Source organism: Brachybacterium aquaticum, assembly GCF_014204755.1.
Lineage (GTDB): Bacteria > Actinomycetota > Actinomycetes > Actinomycetales > Dermabacteraceae > Brachybacterium > Brachybacterium aquaticum.
This window is the reverse complement of record NZ_JACHLZ010000001.1, coordinates 840594-862930: the sequence shown is the minus strand read 5'-3', so window position 1 is coordinate 862930 and position 22337 is coordinate 840594. Positions and strand designations below refer to the sequence as shown.

Here is a 22337-nt window from a genome sequence, read left to right as displayed (position 1 = left end):
GCGGAGTGCGGCGGGAGCAGACTGAGCCCATGAGCGCACCGGATCCCGCCCCGCTCGGCGCGGCGAGCACGCTTCCCCTCCTCGCCGCCTTCATCGACCAGCACCGGGAGCTGCTCGCCGCCTGCCTCGACGATCTCGACGAGGAGGAGGCGCGCAGGCGGCTGGTCCCCTCGCGGACGACCCTGCTGGGCCTGGTCAAGCACGCGACCTTCGTGGAGCGGGTCTGGTTCGAGGAGGCCCGCACCGGCACCTCCCGCGTCGAGCTCGGTCTCCCCGCCGAGGCGAGCGACTCCTTCGAGCTCGATGACGAGGACACGGTCGCCTCGACCCGCGAGGCCTTCCTCAGCGCCTGTGCGGCCTCCCGCGCCGTGACCGAGGGCCTCGTCGGGGACGAGGTCTGGACCGGTAACCGTCGCGGCCCGCTGCCCGTGCAATGGATCCTGCTGCACGTGCTGCGCGAGCACGCCCAGCACTGCGGCCACGCCGACATCCTGCGCGAGCAGGTCCTCGCCGCACGCCCCTGAGGCCCGGTGCTGGCCGTCCCGGGCTCAGCCGGCGGTCGCCACCCGCGCGCCGACGAGCTCCTCGTCGAGGTCGCCGCTGATCCCGGCGCGGAAGGCCTGCCGCCCGCGCACCAGCATGAACGCGAGGAACGCCAGCCAGGCGACCGCGCCGATCCCGATCCGCAGCGCCGGCGGCAGGGAGCTGGGGGTCACGAAGGCCTCGAGGAACCCGGCGACCAGCAGCACCGGTACCAGTCCGATGGCGACGGTGACGAGGGTGCGAGCGGCGCGGGAGAGGCACCACAGCCGGGGCAGCGCGCCGGGCCGCACCCAGGCCCAGAAGGTGCGCAGCCCCGCCCCCGCACCGACCACCACGCAGGTCACCTCGAGCAGCCCGTGCGGGAGGATGAACACGAAGAAGGTGTCCAGCCCGCCGTAGGCGGCGAGCACCCCGGCGGACAGCCCGATGTTCAGCCCGTTCTGCAGCAGCATGATCACCGGCCAGATGCCGGTCACCCCGAACACCACCGCCTGCACGGTGATCCAGGCGTTGTTCGTCCACACCCTCGCCGCGAAGCCGGACGCCTCCCCCTCGAAGTAGTAGGCGACGAAGTCGCGCTGGGCGAGGGAGCGCTGCTGCGCCTCGGGGACCACAAGCTCCCGCGCCGTGGCGTCCAGCCCGAAGTACACCCCGGTCGCCACCGCCGCGACGAGGAAGATGACGGCGCTCAGGAGCACCGCTCCGCGCGACTGGTACAGGGCCGAGGGCAGGTCCTCCCAGAAGAACGTGCGGGCGTGCTTCCACAGCGGCGTGCGGGCGCCGGTGATCCGCAGCCGCGCCCGGTGCACCAGCAGCGACAGCCTCGAGATCAGCGCCGGGTCCGGGTTGGTGGAGCGGACGGTGGACAGGTGGGTGGAGACCTCCTGATACAGGGAGATCAGCTCGTCGATTCCAGCGGCGTCCAGGGAGCGGGCGCGGGTCAGCTCCCCCAGGCGATCCCACTGGGGCCGGTTGACGGCGATGAAGGCGTCGGTGTCCACCCGCCCAGGGTAGGTCGCGCTCCCTCTTCTCCACGGCCGACGAAAGTCGGAGGTCGCCCCGCCGGAAGCCGACGCTCGACGCTGACAGGAGCGCGGGCCGCCTGCGAGGATGTGCCCATGGCAACCATGGGCACCGCTGCGGCCGTCTCGTCCTCGCAGGACCGCGACGCGCTGATCACCGGAGACGCCGTGCTGCTGGATCTGCGCCCGGCCTCCTTCGCCGTCCGCATGGTCTCCGCCGCGCTCGACGGGGTGCTGCAGATCGGGCTCCTGGTCGGCGGAGCCCTCGCCGTGGTCTGGGTGGCGGAGCGCTCCGGGATGGACGACGGCTTCATCGCCGCCGGGGTGCTGCTCTCCTCGATCCTCGCCTATGTCGGCTACCCGGTGCTGTGCGAGCTGCTGCTGCACGGGAAGTCCGTGGGGCGCCTCGTGATGGGCACCCGAGTGGTGCGCGACGACGGCGGACCGGTGCACGTGCGCCAGAGCGTGCTGCGTGCGGTGATGGCGATGCTGGAGATCTGGTCGACCTCCGGGGCGATCGCCCTGACCTGCTCGGTGATCGATCGGCGCTCCCGCCGGCTGGGCGATCTGCTGGCGGGGACCATGGTGATCCAGGAGCGGATGCGCACCCTGGAGCCGCAGCGCACCGAGGTGCCGTACGCGCTTCGGGACTGGGCGCGCAGTGCGGACGTGGGGCGCCTGCCGCTGACGCTCACGCAGGACATCCGCGCGTTCCTGCCACGGGCCTCCACGATCAACCCCGACTCGCGCCACCAGCTCTCCCGGGACCTGCTGCAGCGCACGCTCCCCCATGTCGCGCCGGCGCCGCCGCCGGGCACCCCGCCGGAGGAGTTCCTCGCCGCAGTGCTCGCCGAGCGCTCGCGACGGGACGAGGTCCGTCTGCGCCGCGCGCAGGAGCGGGGACGGGAGCTGTCCACCGAGGTGCGGGCGGTGCCCTTCAGCGGCTGACGCCCAGACGTCGACCGGAGTCCGATCGTCGGCCGGCGTTCAGTCCCCGGCCGAGGCTCAGCCCTCGGCCGGCGCCTCGTGGCGGCCGGCGATCAGCACCGGGATGCCGCCTTCGACGGGGTGGACGCGGCGGCAGTCGATGCACTGCATCGCGGCGTCGACGTCCTGCAGCTCGCCGCCGCAGTCGGGGCAGCGCAGGACCTCGCGCACCCAGCTGGGCACGTCGGCGCCGCTCGCGCCGGCAGGGAGCGGGTGCCCGGCGGCGGAGACGGGGACGTCCGCGAGGGTCGTGACGTCGGCCGACGCCTCGGCCACCGGTGCCTCCTTCGTCGGGACGGTCTCCGGGCCGGGTCCGCGCACGAGGGCGAGGATCTCGTCGCGCACGCGCTCCATGGTCCCCGGCTGCTCAGCCTCGACGTTCAGGCGCAGCAGCGCCTCGGTCTGGGAGCTGCGCAGCGAGAGCCACCAGCGGTCCTCGGGGGCGAGAGACTCGTCCCAGTGGCGCACGATCAGCCCGTCCAGCTCGTCCAGGCGCGCGGCGGGAAGCCCCGCGACATGGGCGCGCACCCGCTGCTCGGCGGCGGCGGCGTCGTCGACCGGGAAGTTCAGCTCGCCGCTGTGCGCGTACGGGGAATGGGCGGCGACGAGCTGCGAGGCGGAGCCCTCGGACTCGGCGAGCGCGGCGAGGACGTGCAGGGCCGCGAGCATGCCGGAGTCGGCGAAGAAGAAGTCGCGGAAGTAGTAGTGGGCGGAGTGCTCCGCCCCGGCGACCGCGTCGTGCTCAGCCATGATCCGCTTGATCCCGGCATGGCCGACGGGGGTCAGCAGCACCTCGCCGCCGGCGGCCTCGACGGTCTCGGCGACGTGGCGGGAGGCGACGGCGTTGACGGCGACGGCCGGGCGCTCCTCCCCGGCGGCGCGGGCGCGGGCCACCTCGCGCTCGGCGATGAGCGCGCCGATCGCGGAGGGCGGCACCGGGGTGCCGGTCTCGTCCAGGACCACGCAGCGGTCGGCGTCGCCGTCGAAGGCGAGGCCGACGTCGGCGCCCTCGCGCACCACGGCCTCCTGCAGGTCGCGAAGGTTCTCGGGGCGCAGCGGGTCCGCAGGGTGATGGGGGAAGGTGCCGTCGAGGCCGAAGTGCAGCTCGACCAGGTCGATCTGCGCCAGGGTGCCGAGCACGGCCGGGGCGGTGAGGGAGGCCATCGCATCGGCGGCGTCGACGACCACCTTCAGGCGGCGCCCCTCGGGCAGCGGGGCCAGGGAGCGAAGGGTCGCGACGTAGTCGTCGAGGGTGTCGATCTCCTCCGCGCGGCCCTCCCCGCGCACGGGGATCTCCCCGGCGGCGAGGTAGGCCTCCGCGCCGCGGCGCACGTCCTCGAGACCGGAGTCGCGGCCCACGGGCCGGGCGCCGGGCAGGCACAGCTTCATGCCGTTGTCGCGGGCGGGGTTGTGGGAGGCGGTGATCATGAGCCCGGCGGCGCTGTGCAGGCCGGAGGTGCAGTACAGCTGGTCGGTGGAGGACAGTCCCGCGTCGGCGACGATCGCGCCGCGGCGCACGGCGCCCTCGATGACGGCGCGGGAGAGCTCCGGGGAGCTCACGCGCATGTCGTGGGCGACGATCAGCTCGGGCTGCTCGAGCACGTCGGCGAAGGCGGCGCCGAGCGCGCGGGCCACCTCGACGGTCAGCTGCTCGCCGGCCACGCCGCGCACGTCGTTGGCCTTGACGATGCCGGAGAGGTCGACGGCAGTCCCCGCGCTCCTCGTGGTCTCCTCGGCCGGCGGCTTCTGCTCAGCCTGCGGGGTCTGCTCAGTCATCGCTGCTCCTGATCACGTGGAGGTGGCGAGCGGTGTCGCCGTCGGCCGCGGGGCGGTGCCCGGCCGCGCGGTGGCGGCCCTGGTCGGCTTGGCCGTGCGCGCCGGGGGCGCGGGAGGGGCGGGCGGCCGACGGGGCGGCGGGGCCGCCGACGCCGGTGGCAGCGCCGGACACCGTAGCGCCGGGCACCGTCGCACCGGGCACAGCGGCGGGGCGGCGGCGCACGGCGTCGGCGAGGGCGACGAGGTCGTCGCTGACATCCTCGCCGCCGGCCACGCGCAGCAGCTCCCACCCGAGCGGAGCGGTCATCCGCGAGGCGTGCTCGTGGCAGAGGTCGTAGGCGTGGGGCTCGATCTGGCGGGAGAGGGGACCCAGCACCGCGGTGGAGTCCTCGTAGACGAAGGTCAGCGAGCTGACTGCCGGCTTCGAGCAGGCGGTCCGGGAGCATTCACGAGCAGGCACGTCCAGCAGTGTACGCAGGTCGCACCCGGTCGGGCGGCGGCGCGCCCGACCGCTCAGCCGCCGCCCCGTGGCGAGCGCTACAGTGCCTCCATGGATCTGGACCCCGGCCGCTCCCCCGCGCCGCGCCCGGCCCGCGGGCCGCGTCGGCGCGACCGCCACGGGCGCGGGAGCCGCTTCGATCTGATCCCCCCGCACCTGCCCGGCCATCGCACCCGTCGGGAGCGCTTCGACGACCTCGTCGCGGATGCGGGCGCGGCCCTCACCGAGCGGTTCCCGCGACGCCTCGCCCACCTGCAGGTGCTGGTCGAGGAGGTGCCGCCGGCCGATCCCGCGCCGTGGGAGGACGCGGTGGTGCTGCTGGGCCGGGCGCTGCCGGCCACGCGCGAGCATCCTCCGCGGGTGATCGTCTACCGGCGCCCCCTGCAGACCCGCTGCACGACCGAGGCGGAGCTGGAGACCCTGGTCCGTCAGGTGCTGTCCGAGCAGATCGGCTCCCTGCTGTCCATCGCCCCCGAGGACGTGGATCCCGAGGCCTGGGACGTGTGAACCGGGCCCTGGGACGTGTGCGCCGGGCTCAGTCCCCGAGGGTGACGGTGAAGGTGTCGCCGCCGTCCGCGGGGGCGGGCACCGGCACGGCGGAGAGCAGGGTGCCGCCGGCCCCGTCGAGCTGGCGCTGGGTCCAGCCGGCGCGGACGGCTCCGGGCACGTCCGGCACGATCGCGAGCCCGGCGGCGGAGGCGCCGTCGATCGCGAACTGCGCGGAAGTGAGTGTCCCCGTGGTGCCGGCCGTGAGGTCCAGGCTGAGCGGCTCCCCGGCGGATCCGTCGGCCGCCAGCGGGATCACGGTGACCTGCGAGTCCTCGTCCGCGATGAGGGTGAGGCTGCCGGAGGCGCCCTGGGCGGGCAGCGCGGTGAGCGCGTGGGTGGGGATCGCGGGGGCCGGGGCGACGAGGGTGAAGTCGACCGGCGCGCCGAGGGTGTCGCCGGGCAGGTCGGCTCCCGTGCGCACGCTGCGGGTGACGGCGTTGACCTCGGAGTCCGCGGTCACCGCGACCGAGTAGGTGCCGTCGGGCAGGCCCTCGAGGGCGGTGGTGACCACGGCGCCCGCGGGGATCTCAATCTCCTCGACGCTCGCGGCCTCCACGACGCCGTTCGGACCGGAGACCTCGACGGACGCGGTGGTGGCCGTGCCCCGCGGGTTGGCGAGCACGAGGGTCGGGGCGGTGCCGGCGACGTCCACGCCGGGCATGACCGCCTCGGTCGACGCGGCCGGAAGCGCGTCGAGGATCTCGGCGCCGCCGGGGGTGAGACCGTCGCGCTCGGTGGTCTGCACGTGCATGGCCAGGGGCGAGCCGAGCACGGAGACGTGCACCCCGACGGCGGCCTGTCCGCCCGCGACGGATTCGAGCAGCACCCGCTCCTCGGCACCCGGGGCGACCACGACCTGGCTGCGGCCCTCCATGGAGGCGGGCCCCTCGGCCGTCCACATCTGCACCGAGGCGGTGGCGGGGCGGTCGGTGGTGTTGGTGAGCACGAGCACGGAGCTGTCGCCGGTCTCGGTGGACACGCCGAGGAAGTCCGCCTCGGTGCTCGGCGCCGCGCAGCGGGTCACGGCCAGGGACCGGTAGTCGCCGCTGGGGGTGCTGGTGCCCTGGAGGGCGTCGGCCACGGGGCGGCCGCCCTCGGAGGTCGCGGTGACCACGTGCGGGGAGGTGCGCACGTCGCGAAGGCTCTGGACGGACAGACCCAGGTCCTGGCTGGCGGCGTCCTCGTCGAGCACCGCGCCGTCGGCGTCCCGGGCGCTGATCGAGGGGGCGCGCACGTTCCCGTCGTCGTCCTGGAGGGTCGCGGAGCCGCTGACGGCGCCGTACAGCAGCGAGGAGGCGGGCTCGACCGAGACGGTGCGCAGGGACACCGCGGCCGTGGGTGGGGTGACGGCGAGCTCCGCGTCGCCGCCGGCGGACAGCGCCTCCTCGGGCACCTGGAGCGGGCCGTGGCAGGTGAGCGTGCTCGCGCCGGGGGTCGCGGCGGCCTCGACCGGCGCGGCGGGCGTCGGCTCCGGGCTCTCCTGGAGGGCCAGGGCACCGCCGGCGAGCACCAGCGGGACCAGCGCGGCAAGGCCCAGGAGCGGGCGGGGCACGCCGCGGCGCGGTGCGCGCGCGGCCGACGAGCCCTCCTTCGCGCCGCTGCGGTGCGGGGCGCTGTGATGCGGGGCGCTGTGGTGCGGGTGCTCAGCCATACATCTCCTCCGCGGTGCGGGTGCGGACGCGCCACGGAATCGCGCTCACGGCCGTGACGGCGACGGCGCCGTACAGCAGCAGCTGCCAGAGCAGCCTCGCCGGCTGGTCCCGGTGCACGTCGAGGTCCCCCGAGGCTCCCGCGGGGACGGTGAACCCCTGCGCCCAGCCGTCGATCAGGACGGGCTCCAGCTCCTGGCCGTCCAGGGTGGCGCGCCAGTCGGTGTCGTGCCGCTCGGCGAGGACGACCGTGCGCGGCGCGTCCTCGGCGGGGATCTGTCCGTGCGCGTCGATCGCGGCGCTGGTCAGCGCGATCGGCTCCCCGCCGCCGACCACGCGGGCGCGGGGTGCCGCGTCGATCACGCGCCACATCCCGCCCTGGGCGCCCTCGGTGACCTTCTCGAGGTCCGAGGAGGCGTCCAGCGCGCCGAGCAGCGAGGACTGGGCGTCGAGGTCGCCGCGCACCACGACATAGGCGACGGCGAGGTGGGCGAGCGGGTCGCCGCTCGCGCTGGTCCCGGCGGCGGCGGGGACGCTCCCGTCGGCCGACGAGGCGTCCGTGGTGCCGGAGAGCATCGCGACGACCTCCTCGCGCAGGGCCTCGGAGGCCGGGTCCGCGCCAGGAGCCCCGGTGCCGAGCACGGCCTCCACCTCACGGGCGTCGACGATCACGGCGTGCTGCACGACGGTGTCGCCGCCGTGGACGACGAGCTCGGCCCGCACGGACCCGTCGGCCTGCTCGGCGAGGACGAGGACGCGCGAGCGGGAGCCGGAGGTGCCGAGATCCGCGGCGGCCGCGGGGACCTCACCGCCCTCGGTGCGCTGGATCTGCAGCGCCCCGGGCAGCAGGAGCGTGCCTCCGACGATGGTGACCAGGCAGGCCGCGGCCACCACGGCGCCGATCACGGAGGTCGCGGTGCGGCGGAGGCGCCCGTCGCGCTCCGCACGGCGGGCGAGGGCATCGAAGGTCGCGGAGGCGCCGACGGCGAGCAGGAGCAGCACGGCGCTGAGCAGCGCATGCAGCGGCGGGGTGACCAGCTCCGCGTCGGCGACGGCGGTCGGGACGGTGCGTGCCGCGAGCACCGCGAGCGCCGTCACGGCGGCGGCGAGCACGCCGAAGCGGCCCACCCGGCCGGCCGCGCCGGCCAGCAGCGGGGCGACGAGGGCACCCAGCACCACGGGAGCGACCGGCAGCAGCGGGAGGAGCTGCGCCGCGGTCGACCCCACCAGAGGCGTCAGCTGCTCGGACAGCCCCGTGGAGACCGGCCACAGGCCCAGCAGGTCCCACGGCTCGGCGGTCGCCGTGCTCGCCGGCACCCCGGCGACGGCGAGCAGCGTGCGGGGGTGGCCGAGGTACACGGGCAGGTACGGGAGGTGCAGCGCGAGGGAGGGCACGAGCACCCACAGCAGCCGGCGCCGCCTCCCGGGCACCGCGATCGCGACGAGCACGAGGGCGAGGCCGGTGAGCAGCACGAGCACCGGCTGGACCGCGCCGATCAGGAGCAGCAGCAGGCCGCCCACCGCGGCGGCGGCGATGCTGGCCTGCGAGACCTTGTGCGGAAGTCCGATGGCGCGCCCCACCGCGAGTGCCAGCAGCGGCAGCAGCACATGCACGGCCAGCAGCGGCCACGCCCCCGTCGCCAGGGCGCTCAGCAGGGAGGGCGCGAGCGCCCAGACGCAGGCGATCACGAGGCGCGCTCCGACGGCGCGGGTCAGCGCACCGGAGGCCCACCAGGCGGTGAGCGCGGCGAGCGGCACCGCGGAGAAGACGACGATTTCCACGAGGAGGGAGCCGCTGAAGGGCAGATGGCCGAGCAGCCGCACGAGGGCGTCGCCCGGGCCCCTCTCCCCCAGCCCGCCGGGGACCCAGCTCGACCAGGCGGCGGCCCAGCGGTCGGCGGCGCGCTCCGGGATCGCGCGCAGCAGCGGACCGGTCAGCTCGCCGCGGCCGAACAGGCCGCGCAGCGCCACCAGGCCCAGCACGGCGGAGGCGAGCGCGACGACGACGGTCCACACGATGTGCCGGCCGTAGTCGGCGTCGTCGATGCCGTGCCGGGTGCCCGCCACGCCCCAGCTGGTGCGACGGATCCGGCGGTGGCGGTCGTCGTCGGCGAAGAGCCGGCTCCAGGTGTCCTCCGCCCAGCGCCGCATGCTCTCGCCGCGCGGGAGGTAGAGCGGGGCGAGGCGGCGACGGGGCACCCGGGCACGGCGGCGGTCACGGGCGCCGCGGGAGAGGACCCGTCCCATGCGGGGCACGGCGTGGACCGCGGCCCGCGCCTCCATGAGCGCCATCCGCGGGGCCGATCCGGCGAGCGCGCCGAGCATCCGCAGCAGGGTCTCCAGCGGCAGCAGCACCAGGGTCAGCAGGGCGTGCAGGGTGGAACGGTGCTTGAGGACGGTGAGGATGCGGCCGGTGCGCTGCTCCTGCAGGCGCACCAGGAGGGGACGCGTGGGGCGGGGGTGCAGGACCCGGGCGGCGGACTGCACGGCGACCCGCTCGCCCGAGCGCCACACGCGATGGCACAGGTCGATCTCCGCCCACGGGGCGGGCAGATCGGGGTCGAGACCGCCCAGCTCGCGCAGCGTCTGCTCGCGGATGAGCATGCCCGGAAGCGGCACGGCGAGCACGTCCTGGCGCCAGTCGGCCTGGCCCTGGTCGATCTCGCCGGGGTCGACGCCGGTGATGACGCGGCCGCTGTGGGAGAGGGTGAGGCCCACGTCCACGAGGACGTCACCGCTCTCGGCGGTCAGCGGCAGGTCCTCTTCGTCGTCGGCATGGCGGACGCGCTTGGCCCCCACGACCGCGGTGGTCGGGGACTGCTCCACCATCGCGAGCTCCTGCGCGATCGTGTCGAGGGCCGGGACGACCGGGTCCTCGGCGAACCACAGCCAGGACTCGCCGACGGCGCCCTCGGCGAGGCCGGCACGACGACCGGAGCGGTACCCCTCCTCGCGCAGGCGCTCGGGGACGCGGGCGAGATCGGCAGCCCGCTGGCTGCGCTCCCGCTCGACGGCCTCGGCATCGACCTCACGGGCACGGCGCCCGCTGCGGCGGGGCCGGGAGGAGGCGTCGGCAGGATCCGACGGGTCCTCGGACCCGTCATGGGAGTCGACGGAGGAACGGGTGAGGGTCTGCTCGTGCTGGGCGATCAGCCGGTCCAGGACCTCCTGTACTGCGGCGGAGCGCGGGGCCGAGGCGGAGACGGGTAGCACCCGGTCCACGTCGCCGGCGGCCGCGGCGGCGTCCAGCGCCGCACGCACCTCCGCATCCAGGTCCGAGGGGGCGACGACCACCACCCGATCCGCCGGACGGGTCTGGCCGACCACCGCCGTCAGAAGGGCGTCGTGGGTTTCCGCGGTCGTCGTCCCGCTCAGCAGGACGACCGCGGTGACATGACGCTCGCTCACCGGGTCAGGATGTCAGACCACCCGGCGCTTGAGCTTGCGGCGCTCGCGCTCCGACAGCCCGCCCCAGATCCCGAAGCGCTCATCGTTCTCGAGCGCGTACTCGAGGCATTCGGCGCGCACCTCGCAGGAGACGCACACCTTCTTCGCCTCACGGGTCGAGCCGCCCTTCTCGGGGAAGAACGCCTCCGGGTCGGTTTGTGCGCACAGGGCGCGCTCCTGCCAGCTCAGCTCTGCGTCGTCGGAGTCCTGCCCGGCGAGGTCGAGCAGGGACAGCTCTGCACGTGCGTCGACGTCGACACGATCCTCGTCCATGGCCACCACTCCTTCCACTGCTGCGTTGACCGTCAGGACCCCGGTCCACCTCCGCGGCCCCTGTTGCGGCCCTAAAGTACACCGGTGTAGTTATGGTGCGTCAAGCGGCATCGGCGCGTCGCCTTGCCTGTTTCCCACAGATCACATCTCCGCAGATCACAGACCGGGAGGACCGATGTCCACCGTCCCGCCGCCCGCCGCCTCCGCTCACGGGCCCGCCGATCCCGTCCCACCGGTCGTCGACCCGCCCGCCGGGCCCCGGGCGCTGAGCGTCCTGCCCGTGACGGGGCTCGGGGAGGTGAAGGAGGGCGCTGACCTGCCCGCTCTGCTCGCCGAGGCGCTGGCTCCGCTGGCCCCGCAGGCCGGTGACGTGCTGTGCGTGTCCACCAAGATCGTCTCCAAGGCGCTGGGCCTGCGGGTCGCCCCCGAGGACCGCGACGCGGCCGTGGAGCGCGCCGCGGTGCGCACCGTCGCCCGTCGCCTGCACACCCGCGTGGTGACCTCCGTGGTGCAGATCCCGTCGGGCCCCGTGATGGCGGCCGCCGGGGTCGACTCCTCCAACGCGCCGGACGGTCCGCTGCTGCTGCCCGAGGACCCCGACGCCTGCGCCGAGGAGCTGCGCGCCGGACTTGCCGAGCACCTGGGCGTCGATCTCGGCGTGGTGCTCACCGACACCTCCTCCCGGATCTGGCGGGTCGGCGTCACCGACATCGCGCTCGGTGCCGCCGGGGTCGCCTCCCTGCAGGACCTGCGCGGGGCGACGGATGCCGACGGCAAGACCCTCAGCGTGACGGTGCGGAACCTCGCCGACGAGCTCGCCGCCGCCGCGGATCTGGTCAAGGGCAAGGCCAGCGGCGTCCCGGCCGCGCTGGTGCGCGGCGCCGAGGGAGCGACCGACGGCGACGTGCCGGCCCGAGAGCTCTCCCGCACCGGCACGGACGACTGGTTCCGCCGCCCCAGCCTCGAGTCGGTGTGGGTCGCGCTCGGCCTCACCCCCGCGCAGGAGCCCATCGCGCGGATGTCCCCGGAGCCGGCCCAGGAGCGCATCGCCCGCGCTCTCGAGGTGGCCGCGCTCCCCCGGCCGGGCGCGTCGCCCTTCGCCGCCGCCGCACGCCTCGCCGGGGATCTCTCTGGCGACCTCTCAGGGGATCTCCCGGAGCCGCCCCATATCGTGGTGGAGCCCGCCGACGACGGTCCACAGGCGCTCGTCGACGCCGCGACGCTCGCCGAACGGATCCGCACCGCGCTCGGCGCGGAGAGCCTCGGCGAGCCGCTGCCCGCGCTGCCGGTCCGGATCTCCCGCCCCGGCCGCGCGACCCCTGCCCCTCAGAACCCCTCTGACGAGGAGGAGAACCGATGACCACCGCCGCGCCGCTCCTGCGCACCCTCGAGTCCGCCGGGCCCCGTCCCGTCCTCGCCTGGTACGGGGAGGCCGCACGGATCGAGCTGTCCGGCCATGTGCTCGCCAACTGGGTGATCAAGGCGATCGGCCACCTGCACGACGAGGTCGACCTCGCGCCGGGCGACCTCGTGGTCCTGGACCTCCCCCCGCACTGGAAGCGGCTCGTGCTGGCCCTGGCCGCCTGGTCGCTCGGCGCCGAGGTGCGGCTGGGCGAGCGCGCCGAGGACGACGAGAACGATGACAGCGCCGGGGACGTGCTCGCAGGCGGGGCGGAGCCTCGCGTGGTGGTCACCGATCGTCCGGACTCGGCACTCGCCGACTCGGCCGACGAGGTCCTCGCCGTCCAGCCCGTCTCCCTCGCCCCCCGCTACGACGGCGACCTGCCGCCGCTGGTGCGGGACTGGGTGGTGGAGGTGCGCGGGAGCTCCGACCGGCTCGGGGTGGCGCTGCCGGGCTGGAGCGGACCGGCTCTCGACCGGTCCGATGCCTCGACGACCGGACCGGATGGCACCCCGCCCCGTCTGCTGGTCGAGGGCGACGGGCTCGCCGTCGCCGCACAGGTGCTCGCCGCCTGGGGCGCGGGCGGAGGGATCGTGGGCCCGGCCGCGCAGGTCACCGAGCGGCAGCGGGCCGACGAGGCGATCACCGCACAGGTCTGACCGGCAGCCCCCGCACGGGGCGGGCCCGTCGGCCGCCCCCGCCGACCGGCGCGGCGATCAGCTCGCGCGGAGCGTGGCGACGGCCTCGGTCGGGTCGCCGTCGAAGATGGTCCGTCCCTTCTGCAGCACCACGATGCGGGTGCACAGCCGCTCGAGCATCTCCAGCTCGTGGGAGACGACGATCATGGTGCGCCCGGCCTCCTGGAGCTCGCGGATGCGCTCGAGGCACTTGCGCTGGAAGGGCTCGTCGCCCACGGAGAGGATCTCGTCGACCAGGAAGATGTCCGGCTCGGTGTGCACCGCGACCGAGAAGGCCAGGCGCAGGAACATGCCCGAGCTGTAGTACTTCACGTCCGTGTCGATGAACTCCTCGATCTCGCTGAAGGCGACGATCTCGTCGAAGCGCTCGTCGATCTGCTCGCGGGACATGCCGAGGATCGCGCCGTTGAGGTACACGTTCTCGCGCCCGGACAGGTCCGGGTGGAAGCCGGCGCCCACCTCGATCAGCCCCGCCACGCGGCCGCGCAGCAGCACCCGGCCGCGGTCGGGGAAGAGCACCCCGGAGATGGTCTTCAGCAGGGTCGACTTGCCGGAGCCGTTGAAGCCGATCAGGCCCACGGTCTCCCCTGCTTGGACGGTGAGGTCCACGTCCTCGAGCGCCATGAAGGTGTCGGCGAGCTTCTTGCGCTGCAGGGCGGAGAACACCAGCTCCTTCAGGGAGCGGTCGTGGCGCAGGGAGAACTGCTTGGAGACGTGCTCGATGCGCACCATCTCGCGGTCGGTGGGGCGTGCGGCGGACTCCGGCACGGACTCGATGTTCGGGCTCATCGCTTCGGCCTCACAGCTCCTGGGCGAAGCGGCGCTTCGCCCTCTCGAACACGACGGTGCCGATCACGAAGGTCGCCACCGCGATCACCAGCCCCGCCCACCACAGGCCGAAGGGCTCGCCGGGCTGGGTGAGCGAGGAGTCGGTCGCGACGCGGTCGACGACGGCGGGGCCGTAGCGCCAGAACGCGACGTGGAACAGCTCCACCACGATCGTCAACGGGTTCAGCTGGTAGAGCCACCACCAGAGCGTGCCGCCGATCGCCTCCTCGACCATCGAGATGCGGTACAGCACCGGGGAGAGCCAGGTGGCGACCATGACGATGAGGTCCACGAAGTTCTCGACGTCACGGAAGGCGGCATTGAGCGCTGCGGTCAGCATCCCGAGCCCCATCGTGAAGATCAGCAGGATCGCCATGCCGAGCACGAAGGCGAGGGCCGAGGTCCACGAGGGCAGCCAGCCGAACAGCAGCGCGCCGACGATCAGCACGAGCAGCTGGGGCAGGAAGTGCACCAGCGCCACGATCATGCTCGACCAGGGGAACAGCTGGCTGGGCAGGTAGATCTTGGAGACAAGCGCCGAGTTCCCGGTGATCGAGCGGGTGGCGTTGCCGAACACCTCGCCGAACAGGTTGATCACCACGATGCCGCTGAACAGGTACACGGCGTAGGCGGGGGTGTCGCGCGAGAGCTGCAGGAAGATGCCCAGCGCGATGTAGAAGACGATGAACTGCACCGCAGGCTTGACGTAGCTCCACACCATGCCGAGCGCGCTGCCGCGGTAGCGGACCCGCAGCTCCTTGCGCACCAGCAAGCGCAGCAGGAAGCGCTCCGTGATCGGGTTCAGCCAGCCGGCGTCCTGGCCGGGAGCGCGCCAGCCCTCGGCCTGCTCGGCCCTGGTGGGGAGCTGGGCCGCCCGCGTGCGGGGGACCTCGCTCACGCCGAAGTGCCCCCGGTTGCGGTGCCCCCGGTGGAAGCGCCACCGGCCGCGCGGTCCTGCTCCCGCACCGGGGCGGGGTTCTCGGCGAAGGTGCGCTCCCAGGCCTCGAAGGAGGTGATGCGTGCGGCGGCGTCGCGGTACTGCCCGCTCAGCTCCGCCCAGCGGCGGTGGAGCTCGAGATGCGCGCCGACGGCGCGGGCCAGCTTCTCGCGGACCTGCTGGGGATCGCGCTTGTACCAGGAGACCTGGGTGCCCTCGGCGTTGGAGACCAGGGCGCTGTCGTACGCGGACAGCCGCCACCACTTGGCGTCCAGGTGCGGCACGACGGCCTGCGGATTCTCCGCGGAGCGCGGCGCGGTGGGCTTGATCAGCTGCTTGGCGAGGGTCTTCGCGGTCCACACCGGCAGCATCAGCCGGTGCGGCTGGGAGAACGGGCGGCCCTTGCGCGGGGGCTTGTCGACGTGGACGGGCGGGTAGGCGTCCTGGTCCTTCTTCGCGGACGCGTCGGCGAAGTCCGCGGCCATCGCGCGGATCTCGGGCAGCTTGGTGCCGATCGAAGGGTGCAGGGCGTCCGGGCCCTCGAGCACGTCACGCTGCGCCATCAGGCGCCCCGCCTCGGTGTAGTACTGCATCGAGATGAGGTGCTTGACGTCCATGAACTGCGACTCCTTGACCACGCGCCCGCCGCGGGCGTACGGGGAGTGCAGGAGCGCGGTGATGATGCGGTTGCGCTCGTGGAAGTAGGCCTGCCAGCCCACCAGGTCGTCCTTGTCGACCCAGCTCATGTGCCACACGCCGGCGCCCGGCAGGGACACGGTGGGATAGCCGGCCTTCTTGGCGCGCAGACCGTACTCGGCGTCGTCCCACTTGATGAACACGGGCAGGCTCAGGCCGATCGCGCGCACGGTCTCGGTGGGGATCAGGCAGGACCACCAGCCGTTGTAGTCGACGTCGGAGCGGCGGTGCAGCCACGGGGTGGAGCGCAGCGGCTCGGCGGCGAAGTCGTGCCCGAGCTGGCCCTCGGTGTTCGCCAGCGCCGGCTGGATCCGCCAGGGGTCCACGACCTCGCCGAAGGTGTGCAGCACGGCGCGGTTGTTCAGGTCGAACATGTGCGCGCCGACGAGGGTGGGCTTGGTCGCGAAGTCCGCGAAGGTGGTCATTCGCACCAGCGACTCTGGCTCGATGACGATGTCGTCGTCGCAGTTGATGACGTAGGTGGAGGTTCCGTTGGTGGACGCCTCGTACATGCCGCGGGAGAAACCGCCGGAGCCGCCGATGTTGCCCTGCTCGATGATCCGCAGCTTCTCGCCGAGGTCCTCCTGCAGGGGCGCGACCTGGTCGGGGTGGTCCCCGAGCCGGTCCGCGCCCTGGTCCACGACGTACATCACGTCCAGCAGCTCGCGCAGGACGGGGTCCTCGGCGACGGTGCGGATGTTGTCCACCACGTAGTCGACCTTGTTCATGGTCGTCATCGCGATGGAGAAGGTGCCCTCGGTGCGGGCGAGGTCCGCGTCCGCGGTCCACTCCGCGCCGACGATCAGGAGGTCCTCGGCGCCGGCGTAGGCGTCGAACCAGTACCAGCCGCCGTCGCCGAAGGCGGTCAGCGGCAGCTCGAAGACGTGCTCGCCGGTGCCGGTGACGCGCTTCGAGTCGTGGCGCTGGAGGCTGCCGCGGGCGGTGGAGCGCATGACCACGAGGGTGCCGCTGCCGGCGGTGCGCACCGTGAGGCGGATGCTGCGCACCGGGGTCCAGCGCCGCCAGTAGCTGGCCGGGAAGGCGTTGAAGTAGGTGCCGAACGAGCGCATCGACTGCTTGGGGATGAGCACCGCGTGCCGCTCGCTGAGCTCGCTGACGTCCACGGTCGCGGCGGAGCTGTGCTGCGCCGAGGTCTTGTCGTCCTTGCGCCGATCGGAGCCCCCGCCGAGGCCGAAGGAGCTGCCGGACGCGCCGGAGCGGGCGTCGGACGCCTCGATGTACAGCGGCACGATGTCCGGGGACGCGTCCGTGGGCAGGATCAGGCGCTGCAGCACGCGCTGCGGAGCAGGCGAGGACCCGGCTTCGGTCCCGGCCCCCTCGGGGGCTGCGGTGGTGGCAGGGGTGGCGTTCATGGTGCTCCTCGTCGGCGGTCGTCTCTCGTCCCGCGCACGGCGGGCGGCGCGCTCAGGCGCGCAGCAGGTCGGCCAGCTTGTTGTCGGCCATGGACAGGGCCGAGCCGATGGCCATGTGCATGTCCAGGTACTGATAGGTGCCCAGGCGCCCGCCGAACAGCGTGCGCGGCTCCTTGTCGGCCAGCTCGCGGTAGGCCAGCAGGCGCTCGCGGTCGTGGCCGGAGTTGATCGGGTAGTACGGCTCGTCCCCGGTCTCGGCGAAGCGAGAGTACTCGCGCTGGATGACGGTGGCGTCCTCGGTGTAGTCGCGCTCGGGGTGGAAGTGGCGCGGCTCGATGATGCGGGTGTAGGGGACTTCGGCGTCGGCGTAGTTCATCACCGAGGTGCCCTGGAAGTCGCCCACCTCGAGGTGCTCGGTCTCCAGGTCGATGGTGCGCCAGCCCAGCTCGCCGAGCTCGTAGTCGAAGTAGCGGTCCACGGGGCCGGTGTAGACGACGGGGATGTTCCCGCGCACGGCGTCCTTGTTCAGCGGCTGGGAGGTGTCGAAGAAGTCGGTCTCCAGCTGCACCTCGATGTCCGGGTGGTCGGCCATCCGCTCGAGCCACGCGGTGTAGCCCTGCTTCGGCAGGCCCTCGTGGGTGTCGTTGAAGTAGCGGTTGTCGTAGGTGTACCGCACGGGGAGGCGGGAGATGATCGAGGCGGGCAGGTCCTTGGGGTCCGTCTGCCACTGCTTGCCGGTGTAGTTCTTGATGAACGCCTCGTACAGGGGCCGACCGATCAGGGAGATGCCCTTCTCGTCGAGGTTCTCCGGATCGGTGCCGGCCAGCTCGCCGGCCTGTTCGGCGATCAGGGCGCGCGCCTCGTCAGGCGTGTACGCGGCCTGGAAGAACTGGTTGATCGTGCCGAGGTTGATCGGCATCGGGTACACCACGCCCTGGTGGGTCGTGTACACCTTGTGCTGGTAGCCGGTGAACTCGGTGAAGCGGTTCACGTACTCCCACACGCGGTCGTTGGAGGTGTGGAAGAGGTGGGCCCCGTACTTGTGGACCTCGATGCCGGTCTGCGCGTCGGCCTCGGAGTAGGCGTTGCCGCCGATGTGGGGGCGACGATCGATGATGGTCACCTTGGCGCCGTGCTCGGCGACCGCGCGCTCGGCGATGGTCAGTCCGAACAGGCCGGAGCCGACGATCAGGAGGTCAGGGGTCGACACAGGGGGTCCTTTCGCTGCGGGCGGGGTCTCCGCCGGGGGACGCGCTCACAGTAGCGGAGCGGGGTGCGGAGGTCAGGTCCCGGCCCCGAGGCGCCGGGCGGGACGGGGCCGACGTCGGGCGGTTCCGTGGCCGGACTCACGTCCGTCACGGGGAGGGTCGACTGGCGCCGCGCGCTCGACGAAGCGTCGGTAGGCGAGGCGGCGGGCCCAGCCGGGGGCGAGCCGGTAGACGCTGCGCTGGGCGAGGTTGCGCAGGAGCTCGGTCGGGGTGGTGACGCGGTCCAGCGCCATCAGCTTCTGCAGGCGCAGGTCGCTGGCGAGCAGCCGCCAGCCGCCGCGCCGGGCGAAGAGGTCCTCGTCGACCCGGTAGTCCACGAGGACGTCGGGGAGGTTGCCCATGCGGGCGCCGCCCAGCATCATCCGCTCCCACAGCCAGTAGTCCTCCAGCAGGGGCAGGTCGCGGTACCCGCCCACGGCCAGGACGGTGGAGCGGCGCAGCACCATCGTGGGGTGGTGGAAGGGACTGTGGCGGGGCAGGTAGGCGACGATCTCGTCGTGGGTGAGGGGACGGGTGCGCAGCGGCCCCTCGCCGGGCGGGGTGCGGTCGCTGAACTCGCGCATCGCCCCGCCGAGCAGGTCCAGGCCCTCGCGGTGCATGTGGGGGATCTGGAGGACGAACCGCTCGGGGCGGCACAGGTCGTCCGCGTCGGCGCGCGCGACGAGCTCGTGCGGGGACGCCTCGAGCCCGTCCTGGAGGGTCGCGGCGACGCCGCGGTGGGTGTCGTGGCGCAGCACCGTCGCCGGACCGAACTCCCCCGCCGCCACCCGCTCCACGAGGGCCTCGAGCTCGGGGGTGAGGGGACCGTCCACGGTGAGGACGAACAGGTCCGGGCGCAGCTGCTGGTCGAGGGTCGCGGAGGTGATCGACGCCAGGGCGCGGTCCGCGCGGTCCTTGCCCCACAGCGGCATGAGGACCGTGAACGGCGCGGTGGCCGTGGTGCGGCCTCCGTCGGCCGACGGATCGGGCACGGCCGACGGATCGGGCACGGCCGACGGGCTGGGCGCGGCTGGGCTCACCGGGCGGCCGCCCGTTCGATCGCGCGCACGTCCGCGGCCGCCTCCCCGTCGGCCGCGAGGACCGTCGCCGACGGGCGGGGCCCGCGCCGCAGGGCGGCGAGCAGCCCGCGGAGCCCGACCCCGAGGAGGTCGCCGCGGTGGCGCAGCAGCATCCCCGCCCAGCCGAGCGCGGTCCGCCCGCCGTGCAGGATCCGCTCGGGCACGGTGAAGGAGTCGGTGCGCAGCAGCGCCCACAGGCGGTTGCGCACGTCGTAGTAGAAGCGGCTGCCGGGGTTGGCCTGGGCGTTGTCGAAGCGGGCGGTGCGATGCTCGACCACGGAGGCGGGCACGTGGATGCCGCGGCCGCGGCGCAGCAGGCGGCCGGTGTGCTCGAAGTCGTCGGACCAGATGAAGTAGTCCGCGTACGGCAGGCCCAGGCGGCGCACGTCCTCGCCGTTCAGCAACGCCGAGACGTAACTGGCGGTGCGGATGGGGCGGCCGCCGGCGCGGGCGGCGTCGGCCTTCTCCTGCGCGCTCGCGCCGAGGCGCGTGCGGGAGCGGTTCATGGGGTGCTCGCGCCCGTCGGTCCACACGGCCCGGGAGCTGAGCACGCTGAGGCGCACCGGGGAGCGGGAGAGCGCCTCGAGCAGGGCCGAGAGCGCGCCCGGGCGCGGGACGGTGTCGTCGTCCATCACCCACACCCAGTCGGCGTCGTGGCGCACGAGCGCCCGGGCGATCCCGGCGGCGAACCCGCCGGCCCCGCCGACGTTGCGGCGCAGATGGACGACGTCCGCGCCGAGGGGGTGCCCGTCGGCGACGGCGCCGGAGCGGTCCGTGGAGGCGTTGTCGATGACGACGACCGCGTCGGGGCGGCGATCCTGTGCGGCCAGACCATCCAGGCAGTCCGCCAGCAGCTGCTCGCGGTTGTAGGTGACCACCACGGCGACGACGCGCTCGCTGCGCGCCTGGGGGTGGGCCCCGGTCGTCGCGGGCTCGGTCTGGGGCCGACTGCCCTCGCGTGCGGTGCGGTTCACTGCGCCTCCTGCTGGTGGTCCGTGCCGCCTGCGCGGCGCCTCACCAGTGTACGGAGCGGCGGGCGCGGGGCCGGGAGGCCCGGGGACGGAGGTGTGAAGGTTATCGGGAGGTTCCTCGAAACCTGGGCGGGTCCCGCCTCCCCTCGGGCGTGGCGGACGCTGCGCGGGCTACCCTGGCGAGCGCCGCAGGCCCCGGGCACCCCACCGAGCGCTCCCCCGCACGTCCGGATCCGACCTGCTGCCGACCGTCGGGATGCCGTGTCCCGGCCGGGAAGGAGACCGCCGTGAGCGATCAGCACCCGCCCCGCTCCCCGCGCCCCGGAGGACCCCGACGCCCTTCCGGCTCCCGGGCGCGTGCCGGCGGCAGCGCCCGCCCCGTCCCGCGGCAGGACCCCCGCCAGGAGCAGGCCGCGCAGAGTGGCAGCGCGGGCGCGCCCCGTGGCGCCGCCCGCCCCGGGCCCGCACCGACCCGCCCGCTGCCGCGCGCCGAGGTGATGCCCCCCACTCCCGTCCAGTCCGAGGCGAACCGCGCGGAGGCCTGGGGCGACGAGCCGCCGACCCGCACCGGGGAACATCCCGCAGGGCGGCCGCCGTCGGGCCCCGGGCGCTCCCGGCGTCGCCGCTCGCGCATCCCCCGGCCCGTGCGGCTCGGGGCGACGCTGCTGGTGCTCCTGCTCGTGATCGTGCTCGGCTGGGGCGCGGGCCTGACCCTGTGGGCTGACAGCCGCATCACCCACGTCGACGCGCTGTCCGAGGCGCAGAACACCCCCGGGACCACCTACCTGATCGCCGGCTCCGACGGCCGCGGCGGCGACACCGTCGCCGACGACGGCACCGAGGGCGCCCGCACCGACACGATCATGCTCCTGCACAAGGCGCGCGGCGGGAAGAGCTACCTGATCTCCCTGCCCCGCGACACGCTCGTGGACATCCCCGGCTACGGCGGCTACAAGCTCAACGCCGCCTTCGCCTTCGGCGGCCCGAAGCTGCTGGTGGAGACCGTGGAGCAGTTCACGGGCCTGACGATCGACCACTACGTCGAGGTCGGCTTCGACGGGGTCGCCCAGGTGGTCGACGCCGTGGGCCACGTGAACCTGTGCATCGACCAGGACGTGGACGACGAGCGCTCCGGTCTGAAGATGACCGAGGGCTGCCACGACGTGGGCGGCGAGCAGGCGCTCGCCTTCGTGCGCGCCCGCTACTTCGACCCCACCGCGGACATCGGCCGCCAGCAGCGCCAGCAGCAGTTCGTCGCGGCGCTCATGGACCGCGTCACCTCCCCCGCCGTGATCCTCAACCCGATCAGCCAGGTGCGGCTGGCCGGGGCGGGCTCCGCCTCGCTCACCACGAGCGAGGGCACCGGGATCATCGACGTGGCGAGGATGGCGCTGACGGCCCGGTCCGCGATGAGCGCGGGCACGGTCACCATCCCGATCGAGAATCCCGAGTACCAGACGAAGCACTCCGGGGTCGCGATCAAGACCGATGACGCGGAGATCGCCGCGTTCTTCGACTCGGTCGCCGACGGGAGCCTGGAGCCGACGCCGGCGGGGTGAGCGGGCGACCTCGGGTGAGGGCTGCGCGCAGCGGAACCGGTGCGCTCAGCGGAAGAGCATGTCGATGACGATGTTCACCGAGTTCAGCACCGACTGGCCCTTCGAGCGGGAGTAGTCGGTGTAGAGGATGTGCACCGGGTGCTCCGCGACCGTCAGCCTGTGGCGGCCGATCTCCTCGACGATCTCGGAGGCGTGCGCCATCCGGTTCTGCTCGATGGTGATCTTCTCGCACGCCTCCCGGCCGAGCACGCGCAGGCCGTTGTGGGCGTCGGTGAGCTTCACACCCGAGGTGAGGTTCGTGTACCAGACGGCGGCGCGCAGGACGGCGCGCTTGATCAGGCCGGGAGTGGTGCGGGCGTCGAGGAAGCGGGACCCGAGCACCACGTCCACACCCTCGGCCTCGCGCTTGGCGATCATCGCCGCGGCGTCGTCGACCTGGTGCTGGCCGTCGGAGTCGAAGGTGACGATCTGCCGCATGCCCGGATCGCGCAGTGCGTAGTCGATCCCGGTCTTGATCGCGGCGCCCTGCCCCATGTTGTAGGGGTGGCGCACCACGGCCGCCCCGGCCTCCGCGGCGATGCGGGCGGAGTCGTCCGTGCTGCCGTCGTCCACGCACACCACGAGCGGGTAGCGGGTGCGGAGGTCGCGGATCACGTCGCCGATGACCGCCGCCTCGTTGAACAGCGGCACCACGAACCAGCTGCGGTCCGCCCCGGGCGCGGTCGACTCGCGCGAGGGGTCGGGACTGCTCATGTGCTCTCCTCGGGGGGCGGAGCGATCGGCCGGACGGGCCGTTCGGCGA

The 22337-nt window shown here is 73.9% G+C and carries 19 protein-coding genes; 6 read left to right on the top strand and 13 right to left on the bottom strand.

What is annotated here, in order from left to right:
- The first annotated feature begins 29 nt into the window (after positions 1-29).
- The gene (locus tag HNR70_RS03780; RefSeq protein WP_184324474.1) at positions 30-524 is read left to right on the top strand and encodes a DinB family protein; all 495 of its coding nucleotides are present in this window, start codon (positions 30-32) and stop codon (positions 522-524) included.
- Between the two features lie 24 nt (positions 525-548).
- Here HNR70_RS03780 and HNR70_RS03775 read toward each other — a convergent pair whose 3' ends face one another.
- Positions 549-1544, bottom strand: coding sequence for a stage II sporulation protein M (locus HNR70_RS03775; protein ID WP_184324473.1), 996 nt, complete (start codon positions 1542-1544; stop codon positions 549-551).
- A gap of 117 nt (positions 1545-1661) precedes the next feature.
- On the opposite strand from HNR70_RS03775, the gene HNR70_RS03770 reads away from it, so the two are divergent.
- Complete coding sequence (locus HNR70_RS03770) at positions 1662-2513, top strand: RDD family protein (RefSeq protein ID WP_184324472.1); 852 nt, start codon at positions 1662-1664, stop codon at positions 2511-2513.
- A gap of 57 nt (positions 2514-2570) precedes the next feature.
- Here the strand turns inward: HNR70_RS03770 and HNR70_RS03765 are convergent, their stop codons facing one another.
- Complete coding sequence (locus tag HNR70_RS03765; protein ID WP_184324471.1) at positions 2571-4328, bottom strand: phosphomannomutase/phosphoglucomutase; 1758 nt, start codon at positions 4326-4328, stop codon at positions 2571-2573.
- Entirely contained in the window at positions 4321-4788 is a 468-nt protein-coding gene (locus tag HNR70_RS03760) for a DUF3499 domain-containing protein (protein WP_184324470.1), read from the bottom strand. Before HNR70_RS03760 ends, HNR70_RS03765 begins: the two co-directional genes overlap by 8 nt.
- Positions 4789-4878: 90 nt before the next feature.
- Here HNR70_RS03760 and HNR70_RS03755 point away from each other — a divergent pair, with 90 nt between their 5' ends.
- On the top strand, positions 4879-5334 hold the full coding sequence (locus HNR70_RS03755; protein ID WP_184324469.1) for a metallopeptidase family protein: 456 nt from the start codon (positions 4879-4881) through the stop codon (positions 5332-5334).
- A 28-nt stretch (positions 5335-5362) separates the two neighbouring features.
- Here the strand turns inward: HNR70_RS03755 and HNR70_RS03750 are convergent, their stop codons facing one another.
- From HNR70_RS03750 to HNR70_RS03740, 3 genes are read right to left on the bottom strand one after another with little or no spacing between them, the layout of a single operon-like run.
- Entirely contained in the window at positions 5363-7027 is a 1665-nt protein-coding gene (locus HNR70_RS03750) for a DUF5719 family protein (RefSeq protein WP_221421087.1), read from the bottom strand.
- Complete coding sequence (locus HNR70_RS03745; RefSeq protein ID WP_184324468.1) at positions 7020-10433, bottom strand: glycosyltransferase family 2 protein; 3414 nt, start codon at positions 10431-10433, stop codon at positions 7020-7022. Before HNR70_RS03745 ends, HNR70_RS03750 begins: the two co-directional genes overlap by 8 nt.
- Positions 10434-10445: 12 nt before the next feature.
- Entirely contained in the window at positions 10446-10745 is a 300-nt protein-coding gene (locus tag HNR70_RS03740) for a WhiB family transcriptional regulator (protein WP_281383206.1), read from the bottom strand.
- A 175-nt stretch (positions 10746-10920) separates the two neighbouring features.
- On the opposite strand from HNR70_RS03740, the gene cofE reads away from it, so the two are divergent.
- Together cofE and HNR70_RS03730 are read left to right on the top strand one after the other, a co-directional pair.
- A complete protein-coding gene (gene cofE / locus HNR70_RS03735; protein WP_184324467.1) occupies positions 10921-12105 on the top strand; it encodes a coenzyme F420-0:L-glutamate ligase in 1185 nt (394 codons plus the stop codon).
- Complete coding sequence (locus HNR70_RS03730; RefSeq protein ID WP_184324466.1) at positions 12102-12806, top strand: TIGR03089 family protein; 705 nt, start codon at positions 12102-12104, stop codon at positions 12804-12806. Before cofE ends, HNR70_RS03730 begins: the two co-directional genes overlap by 4 nt.
- Positions 12807-12863: 57 nt before the next feature.
- On the opposite strand, the gene HNR70_RS03725 is transcribed toward HNR70_RS03730, so the two are convergent.
- From HNR70_RS03725 to HNR70_RS03700, 6 genes are all read right to left on the bottom strand, one after another.
- Positions 12864-13634 carry an ABC transporter ATP-binding protein gene (locus HNR70_RS03725; protein WP_184324465.1) on the bottom strand — a complete coding sequence of 257 codons (771 nt, stop codon included), beginning with the start codon at positions 13632-13634 and terminating at the stop codon, positions 12864-12866.
- Positions 13635-13644: 10 nt separating this feature from the next.
- Complete coding sequence (locus HNR70_RS03720; RefSeq protein WP_184324464.1) at positions 13645-14571, bottom strand: ABC transporter permease; 927 nt, start codon at positions 14569-14571, stop codon at positions 13645-13647.
- Complete coding sequence (locus HNR70_RS03715) at positions 14568-16679, bottom strand: glycosyltransferase (protein WP_184324463.1); 2112 nt, start codon at positions 16677-16679, stop codon at positions 14568-14570. Before HNR70_RS03715 ends, HNR70_RS03720 begins: the two co-directional genes overlap by 4 nt.
- A 52-nt stretch (positions 16680-16731) precedes the next feature.
- Positions 16732-17889, bottom strand: a complete 1158-nt coding sequence (gene glf / locus HNR70_RS03710; protein ID WP_184324462.1) for a UDP-galactopyranose mutase — start codon at positions 17887-17889, stop codon at positions 16732-16734.
- Positions 17890-17961: 72 nt separating this feature from the next.
- Positions 17962-18966 carry a glycosyltransferase gene (locus HNR70_RS03705; RefSeq protein ID WP_312857556.1) on the bottom strand — a complete coding sequence of 335 codons (1005 nt, stop codon included), beginning with the start codon at positions 18964-18966 and terminating at the stop codon, positions 17962-17964.
- Positions 18963-19979, bottom strand: a complete 1017-nt coding sequence (locus tag HNR70_RS03700; RefSeq protein ID WP_184324461.1) for a glycosyltransferase — start codon at positions 19977-19979, stop codon at positions 18963-18965. Before HNR70_RS03700 ends, HNR70_RS03705 begins: the two co-directional genes overlap by 4 nt.
- Before the next feature lie 284 nt (positions 19980-20263).
- On the opposite strand from HNR70_RS03700, the gene HNR70_RS03695 reads away from it, so the two are divergent.
- Positions 20264-21535, top strand: a complete 1272-nt coding sequence (locus HNR70_RS03695) for an LCP family protein (RefSeq protein ID WP_312857555.1) — start codon at positions 20264-20266, stop codon at positions 21533-21535.
- 45 nt (positions 21536-21580) lie between these two features.
- On the opposite strand, the gene HNR70_RS03690 is transcribed toward HNR70_RS03695, so the two are convergent.
- Positions 21581-22288, bottom strand: a complete 708-nt coding sequence (locus tag HNR70_RS03690; RefSeq protein ID WP_184324460.1) for a glycosyltransferase family 2 protein — start codon at positions 22286-22288, stop codon at positions 21581-21583.
- Between the last annotated feature and the right edge of the window lie 49 nt (positions 22289-22337).

Bases quoted from the DNA above. Each gene is read 5' to 3' on its own strand.
- HNR70_RS03780 (WP_184324474.1), top strand. From the start codon at position 30: ATGAGCGCACCGGATCCCGCCCCGCTCGGCGCGGCGAGCACGCTTCCC.
- HNR70_RS03770 (WP_184324472.1), top strand. From the start codon at position 1,662: ATGGCAACCATGGGCACCGCTGCGGCCGTCTCGTCCTCGCAGGACCGC.
- HNR70_RS03765 (WP_184324471.1), bottom strand. From the start codon at position 4,328: ATGACTGAGCAGACCCCGCAGGCTGAGCAGAAGCCGCCGGCCGAGGAG.
- HNR70_RS03755 (WP_184324469.1), top strand. From the start codon at position 4,879: ATGGATCTGGACCCCGGCCGCTCCCCCGCGCCGCGCCCGGCCCGCGGG.
- HNR70_RS03750 (WP_221421087.1), bottom strand. From the start codon at position 7,027: ATGGCTGAGCACCCGCACCACAGCGCCCCGCATCACAGCGCCCCGCAC.
- HNR70_RS03740 (WP_281383206.1), bottom strand. From the start codon at position 10,745: ATGGACGAGGATCGTGTCGACGTCGACGCACGTGCAGAGCTGTCCCTG.
- cofE (WP_184324467.1), top strand. From the start codon at position 10,921: ATGTCCACCGTCCCGCCGCCCGCCGCCTCCGCTCACGGGCCCGCCGAT.
- HNR70_RS03730 (WP_184324466.1), top strand. From the start codon at position 12,102: ATGACCACCGCCGCGCCGCTCCTGCGCACCCTCGAGTCCGCCGGGCCC.
- HNR70_RS03725 (WP_184324465.1), bottom strand. From the start codon at position 13,634: ATGAGCCCGAACATCGAGTCCGTGCCGGAGTCCGCCGCACGCCCCACC.
- HNR70_RS03715 (WP_184324463.1), bottom strand. From the start codon at position 16,679: ATGAACGCCACCCCTGCCACCACCGCAGCCCCCGAGGGGGCCGGGACC.
- HNR70_RS03690 (WP_184324460.1), bottom strand. From the start codon at position 22,288: ATGAGCAGTCCCGACCCCTCGCGCGAGTCGACCGCGCCCGGGGCGGAC.